This is a genomic window from Bradyrhizobium sp., assembly GCF_035273305.1.
In the GTDB taxonomy this organism is placed as follows: domain Bacteria; phylum Pseudomonadota; class Alphaproteobacteria; order Rhizobiales; family Xanthobacteraceae; genus Bradyrhizobium.
The window spans coordinates 24,764-39,693 of the sequence record NZ_DATEPI010000241.1; the positions used below are offsets into that span (position 1 = coordinate 24,764).

Here is a 14,930-nt window from a genome sequence, read left to right on the forward strand (position 1 = left end):
GCATGATCCCGAAAAGTGGGCAGCGGTTTTCGGACCAGATCATGCGCAAAGAACGCATGATCCCGAAAAGTGGACACCGGTTTTCGGACCAGACCATGCGCCACGAACGCATGATCCCGAAAAGTGGACAACGGTTTTCGGACCAGATCATGCGCAATTCCAGAGAAGTCTAGACGCGTGGAAGCGACTCCGCGCGCGCGCAATCCGCAGGCCGTGCTGTTCGCATGCGGGCTGAACAGCGTGCGGTCGCCGATCGCCGAGAGCCTGTTGCGGCACATGTTTCCCAGCGCGCTTTATGTGCGATCCGCCGGCGTGCGCAAGGGCGAGCTGGATCCATTCGCGGTCGCGGTGATGGCGGAACTGGGTCAGGACATTTCCGGGCACCGACCAATGACGTTCGAGGAACTGGACGATTGGGAAGGGCTGAATTTCGACCTCATCATCACGCTGTCACCGGAGGCGCACCACAGGGCGCTGGAACTGACGCGCACCCACGCTGCCGAAGTCGAATACTGGCCGACGCAGGATCCCGTCGGCGAGCAGGGCAATCGCGAGCAGAAGCTCGATGCCTATCGCGCGGTCTGCGAGAGCCTGTTGATGCGGATTCGGCGGCGATTCTCCAAAGTGGGCGCGGCGAGCGGGTGATGCATGGGAAACATTCGCCATAAATGCGCGCCTGCGCGGCACACGGCGACGACGAGAGCGGCAGTTGTCTCGACGCATCCCTTCCGATAGGTTCCGCGCGCGCTCGTATCCTCTCTCCTCCCGCTGATAACCCTCGCATGCTAGGCCGTCCCAAATTCGTTCTCGCTTCCGGCTCGCCGCGCCGGCTTGCCTTGCTGAATCAGGCCGGCATCGAGCCCGATGCGTTGCGTCCGGCCGACGTCGACGAGACGCCAAGCCGTGGTGAGCTGCCGCGCGCCTGCGCCACCCGGCTCGCGAGAGCCAAGGCCGACGCCGCGCTCAAATCCGTCCAACTCGATGACGAATTGCGCGGTGCGTTCATTCTCGCTGCCGACACGGTGGTCGCGGTCGGCCGCCGGATTCTGCCGAAAGCCAATCTGGTCGACGAGGCCTCGCAATGCCTGCGCCTGTTGTCCGGGCGCAATCATCGCGTTTACACCGCGATATGCCTGGTGACGCCAAAGGAGGCGTTTCGCCAACGGCTGGTCGAGAGCCGCGTGCGCTTCAAGCGACTGAGCGAGGACGACATCCAGGCCTATATCGGCTCCGGCGAATGGCGCGGAAAAGCCGGAGGCTATGCGGTCCAGGGGATCGCCGGATCATTCGTGGTCAAGATGGTCGGCTCTTATACCAACGTCGTCGGCCTGCCGCTGTACGAAGCCGTTACGCTGCTCGGCGGCGAAGGTTTCCCGGTTCGTTTCGGTTGGTTGAATGCCGTCTAAGCCTCCCAAAGATGCCGGTGCCGAAAAAGACCCTGCAAAGGGAGCAGGCAAGCCGTGCCCGATCTGCGGTAAGCCGGCCACCGAAGCCTCGCGGCCGTTCTGTTCCGAGCGGTGCAGGGACGTCGATCTCAACCGCTGGCTATCGAATTCCTATGCGATTCCCGGCCGCAAGGAAGCGGACGAAGACGAGGACTGAGACGATTTCAAGCGAAGTTATTTCGGTTCGCGCCGGAAAACGGCTGCAATAAACACGGCTCGCAAATGAGGCGTTTTCCGGTCTGTGATCGGCCATCGAGCACGTTTTCCGCCGGGTCCCGGCATGCGCTGCCACCATGCGTTTCGAGAAGCGAAGCATGGTGGACAGGACAAGCGAGCCTGACTATAAACCGGCGCTCCCAGGCCCCACGGGCTGGAAGTGCCCAGGTAGCTCAGTTGGTAGAGCATGCGACTGAAAATCGCAGTGTCGGTGGTTCGATTCCGCCCCTGGGCACCATTCTTGTTCGGTTTCCACATCATTGACGGTAGTTGCTTCCGCAGAAAGGAAAACCGATGCCGGCTGAAATCAACATCTACAATCCCGAGGCGCTCGGTCCACCGATGGGGCAGTACAGCCATGTGACGCGCGTGAGGGCGAACGAATTCCTGTTCATCGCGGGAATGCTGTCGGGCGACGTCGCAGGCAACGTAATCGGCGAGGACGATTTCGATCTTCAGACCACGCAGGTGTTTCGCAATATTGAGGCGGCGCTGAAATCAGCGGGAGCATCCTGGGGCAACGTCGTTCAGTTCACGACATATCTTGTGCATTCGCAGGATATTCCGAAGTTCATGGCGTTTCGCCTGCGTGAATTCCCAAAGATGTTTCCAGACGGAAAGTACCCGCCGAACACGCTTCTTATGGTGGACCGGCTGGTGAAGGAATCTTTCCTTGTTGAGGTGCAGACCATCGCGGCCGTCTGATCAGCAGGACTCTCGGCCGAGGCTCGTTGGCAACTCGATCTCGTGTGTTCGATCTGGCTGCTGACGTGCCCGCGACGAGGCGGCCTCTGGTTTGCGTCGTTCGCTCCCCGTCTTGGCAGACCTGAAATCCTCTTGCTGCCGATTCGGTTCGAAAGTGCCTGGTAGCCGGAAGCTTGCGATCCAACAGCCTTTGTGCGATCGATGGCAATTAGCTCCAGCCAGTCATTGCATATGAATGTTTCGAACGCGCTCACGCCACACCTGATCCGCCCCGAGCATCTCGATCCACATTGGCGGTGGGATCGTGCGATCCCTTCACATGGCCATATCTCGGTCGATTTCGAACGGCGGGTGGATTTCGATCGGCTTCGGCATTACCGGCTGGCCCGAGCCCGCGCTGCGCTGAAAGCTTCGCCGTGCGGCGCGCTCCTGCTGTTCGACGTCAATAACATTCGTTACGTTTCGGGCACCAAGATCGGCGAATGGGAGCGCGACAAGCTTTGCCGGTTTGCACTGCTGGCTGGCGATGGCGAGCCGATCGTGTGGGATTTCGGGTCCGCCGCGGTGCATCACCGCATTCACTGCGATTGGCTCGCGCCGGACAATTGCCGCGCCGGCATGCTCGGCATGCGCGGCACCGTGCCGCCCGCAGTCGGTCTGATGAAGGCGCACGCCGAGGAAGTCATGAGCCTGCTGCGAGCCGCGGGCGTCGCCGATATGCCCGTAGGCGTCGATCTCGCCGAGACCGCGATGTTCTTCGAGCTGCAGAATGCCGGCATGAAGGTGGTTGACGGCCAGCAGGTGATGCTGGATGCGCGCGAGATCAAGAACGTCGACGAGATCATGCTGCTCAATCAGGCCGCGGCCATGGTCGACGGCGTCTATCATTCAATTTATGAGGCGCTAAAACCCGGGGTTCGCGAGAACGACATCGTCGCGCTCGCCAACAAGATTCTGTACGAGATGGGTTCGGATGACGTCGAAGCAATTAACGCGATCTCCGGCGAACGCTGCAATCCGCATCCGCACAATTTCACCGACCGCATCCTGCGCCCGGGCGATCAGGCGTTCTTCGATATCCTGCAATCCTATCAGGGTTATCGGACCTGCTATTACCGTACATTCAATATCGGCCGGGCAACGGCGGTCCAGCACGACGCTTACAAGAAGTGCCGCGAATGGCTGGATGATGCGATCGCGCTGATCAAGCCGGGCGTCTCGACCGACACGGTTGCGAAGGTCTGGCCGAAAGCGGAGGAATTCGGTTTTCCGAGTGAGATGGCGGCGTTTGGATTGCAGTTCGGTCACGGTCTCGGATTGGCGCTGCATGAGCGTCCGATCATCTCGCGGCTGGTGTCGCTGGAAAATCCGATGGAAATCAAAACCGGTATGGTGTTCGCGCTGGAGACTTATTGTCCGGCGCGCGATGGCTTCTCGGCGGCTCGCATCGAAGAGGAAGTCGTCGTCACCGACAAAGGCTGTCAGGTGATCACGTTATTTCCCGCAGAGGAATTGCCGATCGCCAACCGATATTAGGTTTATAGATCAGGCCAGGACGCGCGCGCTAAAAGCCCGCGAAGGCATCGACCCCGGCAACCAATCGAGGCGGCTATGGTTATCGTCGGGTTGACGCCACTGCGTTGTGCACCACCTGTCAATCAAAAGATGTAACGCTTTGTTTTTACTCGCTCTGGTAATTACGGCCGGAGCGGATAGCAAAGTGCCTGGCTCGTCGCCCCGGGCGCCGACGCCAGACAGAGATCCGTTCAGGCGACCCGATTCGGCCGAGCTAACACTCTAAAGGCCAGCGCGTTTTTGGGTGCCTCCAAAGCGGATTCACCCGAGAGAACGATGTCCACGCAGACGCTATCGCTTCAACCAGTTTGCAAAGGCGCGGACCACGCGCTGCAGCGGCTCGCGAAAATGTTCGCGGCGCTCAGCGCTACGAATGAGGCCATCCTGCGGACGAACTCGCGGGAAGAGCTTTTCCAGCAGGTCTGCGAAGCGGCGCTTCAAAGCGGAAATTTCAACGGCACCGTGGTTCTCCTTCCCGAAGTGGAAACCGGCATGTTGAAAGCGGTCGCAGGAGCAGGCGAAAATATCGGGCTGCTCACCCAGGTGCCGTTCTCGATCGATCCGGCGATTGTCTATGGCAGAGGCATATGCGGCACGGCCTTCCGGAGTCAAAAAATTTGCATCAATAACAATCTGTTCAGTGACAAGCGCGTCAGATCCTGGCAGCAGGATGCACGTCGCGCGGGCGTAGGCGCGAGCGCCGCGCTTCCCTTAATCCAGTCGGGGAAGAGTATTGGCGTTTTAATGGTGACGCTTGCGGAAACGGATTCTCTGGACGACGACGCTGTTTCGCTACTGACCCGCATGGCTGACAATCTGTCGTTCGGGCTCGACAATCTCGATCGTGAAACCGAGCGCAAGCGCAGCGAAAGGGCAGCCCGGCGGCTCGCCAAGATGTATGCGGCGCTCAGCGCGACCAATGAAGCCATCTTGCGCGCCAGGACTCCGGTTGAACTTTACCAGCTCGTGTGCGATGCAGCGGTTCACGTCGGCAATTCGCTGGCGGCAGCCGTGCTTTTGATCGAACCGGAAACCACTTCGCTGCGGCCGGTGGTTGGCACCGGCCAAAGCGTCGAGCAGATCAAGCAGACCCGCTTCTCGATCGATCCAGATGATGTTTATGGCCGGGGAGTCTGCGGCAAGGCTTTCCGGACCCAGTCGACCCACGTCAACGAGGACGTTCTTAACTCCGATCAGGGCAAGCCTTGGCGCGAATCGAGCCTTCAGACAGGAGTGCTCGCGAGCTGCGGGGTGCCTCTCACCAACGACGGACAGAGCATCGGCGTGATCCTGTTTTTCCTCAGTAAATCGAGCGCAATGGATGAGGAGATTATCGCGCTTCTGACGCGCATCGGGAAGAACGTCTCATTCGCGTTGGAGAATTTCGATCGTGCCGATGAAAAGAACCAGGCCGACGAACGCATTCAGTTTCTGGCGACGCACGATGACCTGACGCGTCTGCCAAATCGCGTAATGTTCAATCAACTATTCGAACAATCGATCCGGCTGGCGCGGCGCGATAATCATCAATGCGCGGTGTTGTTCATCGATCTCGACAGGTTCAAGGTGATAAACGATTCCCTTGGGCATGCCGCAGGTGACACGCTGCTGATCGAGGTTGCCAAAAGGCTCCGCGATTGCGTACGCAATAGCGATGTCGTAGGCCGCCTGGGCGGCGACGAATTCGTGGTGATGCTCGACAGGATTTCAGACCGGGATCAGGCCGCCGTGGTCGCCCGCAAGATCCTCGCGGCGCTATCGTCGCCGATAATTGCTTGCGGGGCATGAGTGCAGCACGACCGGAAGCGTCGGCATTGCCGTTTTTCCCGAAAACGGCAGCGATGCCCTGACCCTGACCAAGAACGCGGATATCGCCATGTATCTCGCGAAGGAAGAGGGAAAGAACGACTATCGTTTCTTCTCGCCGGAAATCAAGTCGCAGTCGATCGAGCGACTCATGCTTGAGGCCGACTTGCGTCACGCGCTCGAGTTTGACCAATTCACGCTGCACTACCAGCCGAAGCTTGACGTCCAGACGGGTCGGATCACCGGCCTCGAAGCCTTATTACGATGGGTCCATCCGGAGCTCGGCAATGTTCCCCCAATGGATTTCATTTCGCTGGCCGAGGAAACCGGCCTGATCCTTCCGATCGGCCTTTGGGTCCTCAAAACCGCTTGCGCGCAGAATATGGCATGGCAGCGCGACGGGCTCCCCTCAATGTCGATGGCGGTGAATCTTTCGCCGCGGCAATTCCTCGACGAAAATCTGCTTCGCGATATCGACGAACTATTGATATCGACCGGCATGCCGGCCCATCTGTTGCAGCTTGAAATCACCGAGAGCATGGTGATGCAGAACGTGGATCGCGCCGTCAGGGTGCTCGATCAGATTCAAAGCCGCGGCGTGCGGCTTGCGATCGACGACTTCGGCACCGGCTATTCGTCAATGTCCCTGATGAAGCAATTCCCCATCGACACAATCAAGATCGATCGTTCGTTCGTCCGGGATCTCGAGAACAGCAGCCAGGACCGCGCGATTGCCAAAGCCATCATCAGCATGGGCAAGGCATTGGGCCTGACCGTGGTTGCCGAGGGAGTCGAGACAGCCGAACAGGATGCCTTTCTGAGGGGACACGAGTGCGACGAGCTCCAGGGCTACCTGTTCAGCAGGCCGATCCCGGCGGAATCAATTGCCCTACTGCTTCGTCCCACTTTATTGTCGCCATCCCTGCAGCCTTCGGCTTTTCCAATTTCGACTCACGTCCGCAAGGCCGTCGCCGTGAAGGCCTGAGGCTACGCCGACGGCGATCTACCTTGCCGCTATGGCGTTGTTTTTATCCGACTTCACGCATCATTCCTGCGACGATCATCAATCGCCATGAAGCTATCCGCACGTTATGATCTGAGCTCATTTTTTGCTCGAGCAGCATCTTCCGCGGAGCGGCAGGTCAGATCCAAGGAGAAGAAATTGGCAAAACACTCACTCGGCTGGATCGGGATGGGACGCATGGGCTACCCGATGGCTGAACGTTTGCTCAAGGCTGGCCATTCGGTCGCGATCTGGAATCGAACCCGCGCCAAGGCCGAGCCGCTGGCGAAAAAGGGCGGGCGCATCGTCGATCAACCGAGCCAGCTTGCCGGTCAGGACATCGTGTTCACAATGGTGTCGACCAGCAGCGATCTGGAGCAGGTTTATTTCGGCGCCAATGGGCTTGTTGCCGGTACTGCCGGGTCGCATCCTAAAATCCTGGTCGATTGCTCCTCGATCGGCATCGAACAGTCGGAAGCGATCCGGGCGCGGCTGAAGCAATTGGGTTGCGAATTCGTCAGTGCGCCCGTCAGCGGCAACGGTAAATGCGTCAAAGCGGGCAAGCTCTCTTCGGTCGCATCAGGGCCAAAAGCAGCGTTCGACGAGGTGCAGCCTTATCTCGCAGCCATTGCAGCTTCCGGAGTTGCTTACGTTGGCGACGGCGAATTGGCGCGCGTTTGCAAAATTGCGCACAACGTCTTTCTCGGCGTGGTGGTTCAAAACCTGGCCGAAATCACCGTACTGGCCCAAAAGGCTGGCGTGCCGCGTCACGCCTTCCTCGATTTCATGAACGCGAGCGTGCTCGGCTCGACGTTCACGAAGTACAAAAGCAATGCGTTGGTCAATCTCGACTGGACCACGACGTTTACGCCGGCGCTGCTGCGCAAAGACCTCGATCTCGGGTTGGAAGCCGCGCGCGACCTCGATGTCGCGATGCCGGTGACGGCTGCAACACGCGAGGCGCTGCAGAGTCATTTTGGCGCCGCGACGCTGAAGCCAGACCCGAGCGCCTACCTCGACAAGGATTTCGCGGCGTTGCTGGAAACGGTCGCGCTGGCCTCCGGCATAAAGCTCGCGCCCGAGAACGTTCCGATGCCGACCGGCCTGGAGGGCGAGGGCTAAAGGCTGCACGCGGAGGAACGGCCGAACACGGCGGAGGCTCGCAGAATAATCATCCCGCCGTTCGCGCCTTGCGTCCCTCGATGGGATACGCCGGATCGTTATAGCCCGGCGTCGACGGATGGCCAGGCGCGACCAGACGATCGATCAGTGCTTCGTCCTCGGCGGTAAATCGATAATCGAGGGCGCGCATATAATCGTCCCACTGTTCTTCAGTGCGCGGCCCGGCGATCACGCCGGTAACGAACGAAGAATTCAGCACCCATGACACGGCGAATTGTCCGGCACTGATTCCCTTTGCCTCGGCATGCTTTCGGATCTCCTGCGCGAGCCTGATGGATTCAGGCCGCCACTCGGTCTGCATCATCCTGGTATCCTTGCGGCCGGCGCGCGTGTCCTTGTCGGGCGCCGCGTCGGCGCGGTATTTGCCGGTCAGGACGCCGCGCGCCAGCGGACTGTAGGTGACGATGCCGAGACCATAGAATTGGCACGCCGGAAAATGCTCCACCTCCGGCATGCGGTTCATCGCGTTATAATACGGCTGGCTGACAACCGGACGATCGATGCCGAGGCGATCGCAGATGTTGCAGATTTCCGCAACCCGCCACGCCCGGTAGTTGGAAACGCCGAAATAACGCACCTTGCCTTTCTGGATCAGCTCGCCCATCGCGCGCACGGTCTCATCCAGTGGCGTCGAATGGTCTTCCTTGTGCAGATAGTAGATGTCGATGTAGTCCGTGCCGAGTCGCCTCAGGCTTTCATCGGCCGCCTGCAGCACCCAGCGCCGGGAAAGCCCGGCGCGATTGGGATCGTCGCCCATAGGATTGGCGAGCTTTGTAGCCAGCACCCAGCGATCGCGGCCGTTGGAAATCGCCCGGCCCACCACCTGCTCGGAATTGCCGCTCGAATAAGCATCAGCGGTATCGATGAAGTTAATTCCGGCCTCGTGCGCCTTGGCGACAATCCGCATCGAAGTTGGCTCGTCCGTCGGCCCGCCAAACATCATGCTGCCCAGGCATATCGGCGAGATTTTCAGGCCGCTACGGCCGAGCTGTCGATATTGCATCGATCGTTCCTTTGAGTGAGTTCAGGCGTCAATCGTTCTTCAATATCTTGAACACGCCGTTGGCCATCGCGATACAGCGCTCGCCGACGGTTACCTCCGTGCTGACGAAAATCAGGCTCCTGGTCGAGCGAACGACGCGCGGCTTCGACGTGAGGATCTCGCCGATCTTACCGGACTCGACGAAATGCGTGTCCATCTGGATGGTCGCCAGCGTTGACCGCCCCGAGACATACCGCGCACTCATGCCACAGGTGCGATCCGCGAACGTCATCAACACTCCGCCCTGCACCAGACCGCGACGGTTATGATGCTTGTCCTGCGCGACAAGGGCGTATTCATGCTCGCTACCGACCTTCCGGTACCATAGCGGTCCGATCAGATGCAGGAAGCCGGTGGTCTCGACCATGGTCCAGCCGGAAGCCTTGAGCTTCTCCGCGGCCTTGTCGGTCATAGCAGTCATTCCAGCCCCAGGGCCAATTCAGCATTCGCCTCATTTCATCAATCGCCGGCGTGTTGTAGTCAAGCCGGATGGCCAGACCGTTCGACGATGCCACCAGACGGAATATCGCGGCGCGATGCGCCGAGTTCACGCGATTGCCGGCAAGCGAGCCTGCGCCGTCGCTGAAACGGGCCGCTGTCGCCATCGCGCTGGTCGAGGGCAGTGAACCGCAAGGTGGCACGGCGCTGCTGCTAACATTGCGCGCAGCGGGGCTGCGGGCGCATCGGGGTCAGTGGGCGTTGCCGGGCGGACGCTGTGACGATGGCGAGAGCGCGGTGACCGCGGCGCTGCGCGAGCTTCACGAAGAGCTTGGGCTAGAAATCGATGAATCGCATGTGCTGGGTTTGCTCGATGAATATCCAACGCGCTCCGGCTATCTGATCACGCCGGTTGTGGTCTGGGCGGGCGCCAGCACGATAATTTCCCCCAATCCGGTCGAGGTCGCCTCGGTGCATCGCATACCGCTGGAAAACATCGAGCAGCTGAACGCGTTTGACTTCACGGCGATACCCGAAAGCGATCGGCGCGTGATCCGGTACCGTCACGCCGGCCAGTTTATCCATGCGCCGACGGCGGCACTGATCTATCAGTTCCGCGAAGTGCTCGCCGGACGTGCAACCCGAGTGGCCGAGCTGGAACAGCCGGTGTTCGCCTGGAAATAGCTAAATCAGCCTGAATGGGACTCCTCGGGGCTGACTTACCGAAAACGATCGATAGAATGCCCTGATGACTCGGGGGATTCGTTTTCTTTACGTGCATGTGCTGGTGATATTGCTGATCGCACCGCAAGCGATGGCGATGGATTCGGCGGCGCTCGCGCCAGCAGCAGCTGAGGCGATGGCGCTAGGCGCGTCGCCTCAGGCGATCGCGGAATATCGACGGCAGCTCAGGGAGTATCAGGAGGCCCGGGCCGCATTCGAGGCGCAAGCCAGCTCGTATTGGGGATTGGTCGTGGAGAAACGGCGCGGACGCAATGCCAAGCGGCGCGAAGGGCTTCCGATCGGGCTGGATGATTACGTGCTGACCCAACCGCCTGTCTATGTCGGGCCGAAGCGGCCGGTCAATCCAGAGCCGTCGCCTGCCGAACCGGAGCCGGGCCGCCCGGAGCGAAAATACATTCCGGTGGTCGCCGATCTCGTCAGGGCGGCCTCGGAATATTTTCAATTTGTCCCTCAGCGGCCGACCAGCGAAATCGAGTTCAAGCGCGCCTACGCCCGCGTAGCTTCGGCAGCCGGGCTTACTCCCGAGCAGGCGGTGCGGGTCTATTCGTTCGAGACCGGTGGTAACGGCAATCACGATATGCAATCGGGGCTGAGCGCATCGCGGCCAGGCTCGCGAGCGATCTCAACCGCGATCGGCTACAATCAGCTGCTCACGACCAACAGCGTCGAACTGCTCGCCGAGCAAGGCGACGGCATCCTCCACGAACTGGCTGAGAAGGCGGCGGCGCTGTCCGGCGCGCCGCGCAATGCCATCGATCACAAGATTGCGGTGCTGAAGCGAATGGTGGCATTGGCGCGGTCGGTGCCGGACGAGTGGGCGCAGCACGAAAAGCTCGGCAATACCCCGCAAGGCTGGGCGCTCCACGCGCTGGTGCTGGACATCGATATCGGCCCGTTGCTGCAGACCCACAAGCTTCTGACGTCCGTATTGTTCGCAAAAGCCAAAGGCTACAACCGCACGCTCACCGCCGCCGAACTGGAAATGATGAACCTGACGGGCGATAGCACTGGGCTTGACATGGTGACCATGCCGCAGGCTCTGCGCGAGCAGGTCCCGACTTCCAATTTCTTCCAGCGCTCAGGTTACGAGCGCAATCCGGTGGCGATCCGCCACAATACCGTGGCGAAGCTGCTGGCGGTGACGGACACCCGCATGGACAGCAACAGCCATTTGCCGGGCGCAAAGGAACTGGCGGCGGCGTTCTGGGTTGCGGCCGTGTCGACCAGCCGAGGTCCGGCATCTGCCCGGACCATGGAAGCGGGGGCTTACTCCGAGCCGAACATGAACTTGCCGTCGCCTTCGAGGTAAGGCCCGGTCCTCATATAGAGCTGTCCATTGTGGCCGATGAAAAACAACGTGCCCTTGGGCACTTTCTTTGCTCCCTTGAGCAGCAGGCCCGCATTGTTGGTGCCCATCTTGTAGGAAAACGTCTTGCCTTCCTTGTCGTAAGCGTAGCCCATGTCTGACGACAGCACCCAAGGCGTCGGCTTGGCGTTTTCGCTAAAGCCGGGAGTACTCGCCGTGGTCAGCGCGACAATCATCAAGGGAATCTTGAGAGTATTGGCCCGAAAGTTCTTCATTCTGCATGCTCCCGAAGCAACAGTTCTGTCTTGCAGTGCGTCGCTGGTTTTGAACAAATCACGAACGCAAGATTTTTCGAAATGACCACTCTTCTTTTGGCTGAGCGCGTCCGTTCTAGCGTATGGGATTTCCCGACGCTGACTGTGCGACTATGTTCCGGATTTAAGTCTAGAAGAAAGTATTGCGAAATACGTCATAGGGATGATTCGGATGCACCACGTCATAAAAATCACTTTGGGCCTCGCGCTTTCGCTCGTGACGCTGGTTTCAATTGCCCAGGCCGATGAATTCAAGCTGTCCAACAATCAAAGGATTTCCTGTAGCCGGGGCCTAAGCCCAGGCAAACTCAACACAGCGACTTGCAAATCCTATGCCTATGTCTTCGACATCAAGACGTCGGAGTATTTCAGGTGCCAGGTCAGTCTGGCGCTGACGCGCGACAACAAGGAAGTGATCAACGTTCAGAGCGATGGCGGCTGCACCAAGAAGCCGCGGATATTCGATACAGATTCCAATTACTCCTTCGACGCAACGGAAACCGAGCCGCCCAACACCAACTCTTTTTTTGGCCCGGGCGGCTATTCGATTTGGGCGAGCGACAACAACGCCCGCAGGGTTCGCGGCTGCATCACCATTAGTTCCGGCCTCGGCTCCGACATCTCCAAATGTCTCGACATGAGCTTTCAGTGACTAGCTCGCGCGCGAGGTAGTTCAGCGCTGTGGCCGCGCGAGATGTGTGATAGACGTCCCGAACGCTCGCCAGCTTCTTAGTGGCTCATTCTCGCCGACGCCGGATGTCCCGGGACCTTGAAGCGTTTGCCCGTATCCGTGACCCTCGCTCCATTGACCTGCAGGATCGAGAAATCCTGGGTCAGGTAGTTTCCGGCCAGGATGTATTTGCCGTCAGGCGTGAACATGACCGCCTCCGGCAGTCCGCCGACTTCGATGTCCTGCGTCTTGCTCACCTTCTTGCCGTCTATTTTCAGCACCGACAGGCTGCCGTTCTTGTTGTAGAAAAATGCCTTCTTCATGTTGGAGCCGCGCAGGATTGCGGCGACCGCGACATCGCCCTTCGGCGACATCGCCAGTCCCTCGGGCCCATCACCGACGACCACCCGGTCAATGATGCGCGGCGGGTTGGCTTCAAGATCGATCACGCTGGTGGTGTCGACGCTTCCGTCGGATGAGCCGGCGCCGCCATTGTCCGACGTCAGCGCCAGTTTTCCATTCGGCGTCACCACGACATTGTAGGGCCACTGGCCGGTCGGCAAATCGATCTTGTTATAGGTTACCTTGTCGCCCGCGATGTCGAGCACCGAGACCTTGTGGGCGGGGAAGCGCACCGCTAATGCCCGTTTGCCGTCCGGCGTGAAAACGACATGTGCGACGCTGTCGGGCAACGCAATGGTGTCCGTGACCTTGACATCGGTACCGTTGATCGAGAGCACGCTGATCGAGTTGTCACCGCGATTGGCAACCAGCGCCATCTTGCCGGATGGGCTGATGCTCAGCCCTGATGGCTGCTTGCCCGCGGTAATGGTCGCCGCCAGTTTCGGCGGGCTGGCTTTGAGGTCGATCACATAAACCTTGTTGTCCGGGACCTGCTTCAGCGCGTCGCCATCCTTTACGACATCAACCGAATCCGCCACCAGCGCGACCGAACCAGTCGGGTCGATATCCAGATTGACCGGTGGCCCAACGATGCTGTTTTTCAACGGCAGGCTGGCGATGATCTTGGGGCTTTCGGGAGTTGCAAGGTCAACGATCAGCACCTGATCCTTGCCGGGCGCGGACAGAACGGTCTTTCCATCATCGTCCCATGAGACCTTCTCGTCCATGCCGACGATCATGAAGGGATTGGCATACGCGAAATGAAGGCTGCTGCTGAGCAGGATCGCCGCCCCCAGAGATAGTCCAACCGCACGATTGACAGACATTCTAGCGTTCTCCCGATAAGACCGGCCTCTCATGGGCCGGATTGGACCCTCAGAGTACGCGGTGAACCGCCCGCTTGGCCAGTGCGAAGCGACGGCGTCGCCAGAGGTGCATGCCGCATCTACGGGCGAGCTTGGGGCCACGGGAAAAGCTTGACCCCGGGCCATCGTCCGTTCAATTTCCGGGTCTGTTCCCGGGAGAATCACCGCATGAATTCGAAGTCAGTTGCCGCTGCCGTTATGGTGGCGGCGGTCCTATCGGCTGCGCCGGCACGGGCCCAGCAGTTTATCAATATCCTGACCGGCGGCACGTCCGGCGTGTACTACCCGTTGGGTGTCGCGATCGGAAAGATCTTTGGCGACAAGATTCCGGCCGTCAAAACCCAAGTGCAGGCAACAAAGGCTTCGGTGGAAAACCTGATCCTGCTACAGCAGGGACGTGGTGAACTCGCCTTTACGCTTGGCGATTCGCTCAAGGCCGCCTGGGAAGGCGATGAGGAAGCGGGCTTCAGGTCCAAGCTGGACAAACTGCGCATCATCGGCGCGATCTATCCGAACTACATTCAGATAGTCGCCACAGCCGACAGCGGCATCAAGACGTTGGCCGACCTCAAGGGCAAAAGCCTCTCGGTAGGCGCGCCCAAATCAGGGACCGAACTGAACTCACGCGCGATTCTTGCCGCTGCCGGGTTGAGCTACAAGGATATGGGCAAGGTTGAATACCTGCCCTTCGCGGAATCTGTCGATCTGATGAAGAATCGGCAGTTGAACGCAACGTTGCAATCGGCTGGCCTCGGCGTGGCCTCGCTAAAGGATCTAAGCACGTCAACCGACATCACCGTGGTTTCGGTCCCGAAGCAGGTCGTCGACAAGATAGGGCCGCCATTTGTTTCCGTGATGATCCCAGCCAACACTTATAACGGCCAAGAGAAGGATGTTCCAACCGCAGCTGTCGTCAATTACCTCGTGACCAGTTCAGCGGTGTCGGACGACCTTGCTTACAAGATGACCAAGCTCATCTTCGAGTCGCTGTCCGAACTGGCGAATGCACACGCGGCCGGCAAGGAGATCAAGCTGGAGACCGCGGCAACGGGCGGCCCGGTGCCGCTACATCCGGGAGCGATCCGCTATTACAAGGAAAAGGGCCTCATCAAGTAGAGCCCCGATACGTGTTTGCCGGAGTGACCGACCCAAACGCTTTCGCGGCCGAAGAGCTGAAATTCTTCGTTGCAGTCGTAACGACTGATTGGCGCGACAC

At 59.6% G+C, this 14,930-nt stretch carries 17 protein-coding genes and 1 tRNA gene; 14 read left to right on the forward strand and 4 right to left on the reverse strand.

Annotated features, from left to right (window positions below; all coding sequences use genetic code 11):
- The first annotated feature begins 2 nt into the window (after nt 1-2).
- The 10 genes from VJV58_RS16405 to VJV58_RS16450 all read left to right on the forward strand — a co-directional run bounded on the left by VJV58_RS16405 (nt 3) and on the right by VJV58_RS16450 (nt 7,872).
- Nucleotides 3-173, forward strand: coding sequence for a hypothetical protein (locus VJV58_RS16405; RefSeq protein ID WP_324138418.1), 171 nt, complete (start codon nt 3-5; stop codon nt 171-173).
- A 4-nt stretch (nt 174-177) separates the two neighbouring features.
- Entirely contained in the window at nt 178-645 is a 468-nt protein-coding gene (locus VJV58_RS16410; RefSeq protein WP_324138419.1) for an arsenate reductase ArsC, read from the forward strand.
- A 137-nt stretch (nt 646-782) separates the two neighbouring features.
- Nucleotides 783-1,406 carry a Maf-like protein gene (locus VJV58_RS16415; protein WP_324138420.1) on the forward strand — a complete coding sequence of 208 codons (624 nt, stop codon included), beginning with the start codon at nt 783-785 and terminating at the stop codon, nt 1,404-1,406.
- The gene (gene yacG / locus VJV58_RS16420) at nt 1,396-1,602 is read left to right on the forward strand and encodes a DNA gyrase inhibitor YacG (RefSeq protein WP_324138421.1); all 207 of its coding nucleotides are present in this window, start codon (nt 1,396-1,398) and stop codon (nt 1,600-1,602) included. Before VJV58_RS16415 ends, yacG begins: the two co-directional genes overlap by 11 nt.
- A gap of 221 nt (nt 1,603-1,823) precedes the next feature.
- Nucleotides 1,824-1,899, forward strand: a tRNA-Phe gene (locus tag VJV58_RS16425).
- A 56-nt stretch (nt 1,900-1,955) separates the two neighbouring features.
- Nucleotides 1,956-2,366 carry a RidA family protein gene (locus VJV58_RS16430; protein WP_324138422.1) on the forward strand — a complete coding sequence of 137 codons (411 nt, stop codon included), beginning with the start codon at nt 1,956-1,958 and terminating at the stop codon, nt 2,364-2,366.
- A 231-nt stretch (nt 2,367-2,597) separates the two neighbouring features.
- The gene (locus VJV58_RS16435; protein ID WP_324138423.1) at nt 2,598-3,902 is read left to right on the forward strand and encodes a Xaa-Pro peptidase family protein; all 1,305 of its coding nucleotides are present in this window, start codon (nt 2,598-2,600) and stop codon (nt 3,900-3,902) included.
- A 315-nt stretch (nt 3,903-4,217) separates the two neighbouring features.
- Nucleotides 4,218-5,729, forward strand: coding sequence for a sensor domain-containing diguanylate cyclase (locus tag VJV58_RS16440; protein ID WP_324138424.1), 1,512 nt, complete (start codon nt 4,218-4,220; stop codon nt 5,727-5,729).
- A complete protein-coding gene (locus tag VJV58_RS16445) occupies nt 5,713-6,732 on the forward strand; it encodes a GGDEF domain-containing phosphodiesterase (protein WP_324138425.1) in 1,020 nt (339 codons plus the stop codon). The genes VJV58_RS16440 and VJV58_RS16445 overlap by 17 nt, the downstream gene beginning before the upstream one ends.
- An 87-nt stretch (nt 6,733-6,819) precedes the next feature.
- Nucleotides 6,820-7,872 carry an NAD(P)-dependent oxidoreductase gene (locus VJV58_RS16450; protein ID WP_324138426.1) on the forward strand — a complete coding sequence of 351 codons (1,053 nt, stop codon included), beginning with the start codon at nt 6,820-6,822 and terminating at the stop codon, nt 7,870-7,872.
- 49 nt (nt 7,873-7,921) lie between these two features.
- Here VJV58_RS16450 and VJV58_RS16455 read toward each other — a convergent pair whose 3' ends face one another.
- Both VJV58_RS16455 and VJV58_RS16460 read right to left on the reverse strand, forming a co-directional pair.
- Nucleotides 7,922-8,935 (reverse strand): aldo/keto reductase, encoded by a 1,014-nt coding sequence (locus VJV58_RS16455; protein ID WP_324138427.1) that lies wholly within the window; start codon nt 8,933-8,935, stop codon nt 7,922-7,924.
- Between the two features lie 28 nt (nt 8,936-8,963).
- On the reverse strand, nt 8,964-9,386 hold the full coding sequence (locus VJV58_RS16460) for a PaaI family thioesterase (protein WP_324138428.1): 423 nt from the start codon (nt 9,384-9,386) through the stop codon (nt 8,964-8,966).
- A gap of 77 nt (nt 9,387-9,463) precedes the next feature.
- Between VJV58_RS16460 and VJV58_RS16465 the strand changes: the two genes are divergently transcribed.
- On the forward strand, nt 9,464-10,096 hold the full coding sequence (locus VJV58_RS16465) for a CoA pyrophosphatase (protein ID WP_324138429.1): 633 nt from the start codon (nt 9,464-9,466) through the stop codon (nt 10,094-10,096).
- A gap of 61 nt (nt 10,097-10,157) precedes the next feature.
- Nucleotides 10,158-11,465 carry a hypothetical protein gene (locus tag VJV58_RS16470; RefSeq protein WP_414641512.1) on the forward strand — a complete coding sequence of 436 codons (1,308 nt, stop codon included), beginning with the start codon at nt 10,158-10,160 and terminating at the stop codon, nt 11,463-11,465.
- Here VJV58_RS16470 and VJV58_RS16475 read toward each other — a convergent pair.
- Nucleotides 11,423-11,698, reverse strand: coding sequence for a hypothetical protein (locus VJV58_RS16475; RefSeq protein ID WP_414641513.1), 276 nt, complete (start codon nt 11,696-11,698; stop codon nt 11,423-11,425). The two genes, VJV58_RS16470 and VJV58_RS16475, sit on opposite strands and share 43 nt — an antisense overlap.
- A 250-nt stretch (nt 11,699-11,948) precedes the next feature.
- On the opposite strand from VJV58_RS16475, the gene VJV58_RS16480 reads away from it, so the two are divergent.
- A complete protein-coding gene (locus tag VJV58_RS16480) occupies nt 11,949-12,428 on the forward strand; it encodes a hypothetical protein (protein WP_324138431.1) in 480 nt (159 codons plus the stop codon).
- Between the two features lie 77 nt (nt 12,429-12,505).
- Here the strand turns inward: VJV58_RS16480 and VJV58_RS16485 are convergent, their stop codons facing one another.
- A complete protein-coding gene (locus tag VJV58_RS16485; RefSeq protein ID WP_324138432.1) occupies nt 12,506-13,675 on the reverse strand; it encodes a YncE family protein in 1,170 nt (389 codons plus the stop codon).
- Nucleotides 13,676-13,882: 207 nt separating this feature from the next.
- Between VJV58_RS16485 and VJV58_RS16490 the strand changes: the two genes are divergently transcribed.
- Nucleotides 13,883-14,830, forward strand: a complete 948-nt coding sequence (locus tag VJV58_RS16490; protein WP_324138433.1) for a TAXI family TRAP transporter solute-binding subunit — start codon at nt 13,883-13,885, stop codon at nt 14,828-14,830.
- Nucleotides 14,831-14,930: the final 100 nt, after the last annotated feature.

Excerpts from the sequence above, each read along its gene's own strand:
- VJV58_RS16405 (WP_324138418.1), top strand. The coding sequence starts at position 3 with ATGATCCCGAAAAGTGGGCAGCGGTTTTCGGACCAGATCATGCGCAAA.
- VJV58_RS16415 (WP_324138420.1), top strand. The coding sequence starts at position 783 with ATGCTAGGCCGTCCCAAATTCGTTCTCGCTTCCGGCTCGCCGCGCCGG.
- yacG (WP_324138421.1), top strand. The coding sequence starts at position 1,396 with ATGCCGTCTAAGCCTCCCAAAGATGCCGGTGCCGAAAAAGACCCTGCA.
- VJV58_RS16430 (WP_324138422.1), top strand. The coding sequence starts at position 1,956 with ATGCCGGCTGAAATCAACATCTACAATCCCGAGGCGCTCGGTCCACCG.
- VJV58_RS16435 (WP_324138423.1), top strand. The coding sequence starts at position 2,598 with ATGAATGTTTCGAACGCGCTCACGCCACACCTGATCCGCCCCGAGCAT.
- VJV58_RS16440 (WP_324138424.1), top strand. The coding sequence starts at position 4,218 with ATGTCCACGCAGACGCTATCGCTTCAACCAGTTTGCAAAGGCGCGGAC.
- VJV58_RS16450 (WP_324138426.1), top strand. The coding sequence starts at position 6,820 with ATGAAGCTATCCGCACGTTATGATCTGAGCTCATTTTTTGCTCGAGCA.
- VJV58_RS16455 (WP_324138427.1), bottom strand. The coding sequence starts at position 8,935 with ATGCAATATCGACAGCTCGGCCGTAGCGGCCTGAAAATCTCGCCGATA.
- VJV58_RS16460 (WP_324138428.1), bottom strand. The coding sequence starts at position 9,386 with ATGACCGACAAGGCCGCGGAGAAGCTCAAGGCTTCCGGCTGGACCATG.
- VJV58_RS16465 (WP_324138429.1), top strand. The coding sequence starts at position 9,464 with ATGGCCAGACCGTTCGACGATGCCACCAGACGGAATATCGCGGCGCGA.
- VJV58_RS16475 (WP_414641513.1), bottom strand. The coding sequence starts at position 11,698 with ATGATTGTCGCGCTGACCACGGCGAGTACTCCCGGCTTTAGCGAAAAC.
- VJV58_RS16480 (WP_324138431.1), top strand. The coding sequence starts at position 11,949 with ATGCACCACGTCATAAAAATCACTTTGGGCCTCGCGCTTTCGCTCGTG.
- VJV58_RS16485 (WP_324138432.1), bottom strand. The coding sequence starts at position 13,675 with ATGTCTGTCAATCGTGCGGTTGGACTATCTCTGGGGGCGGCGATCCTG.
- VJV58_RS16490 (WP_324138433.1), top strand. The coding sequence starts at position 13,883 with ATGAATTCGAAGTCAGTTGCCGCTGCCGTTATGGTGGCGGCGGTCCTA.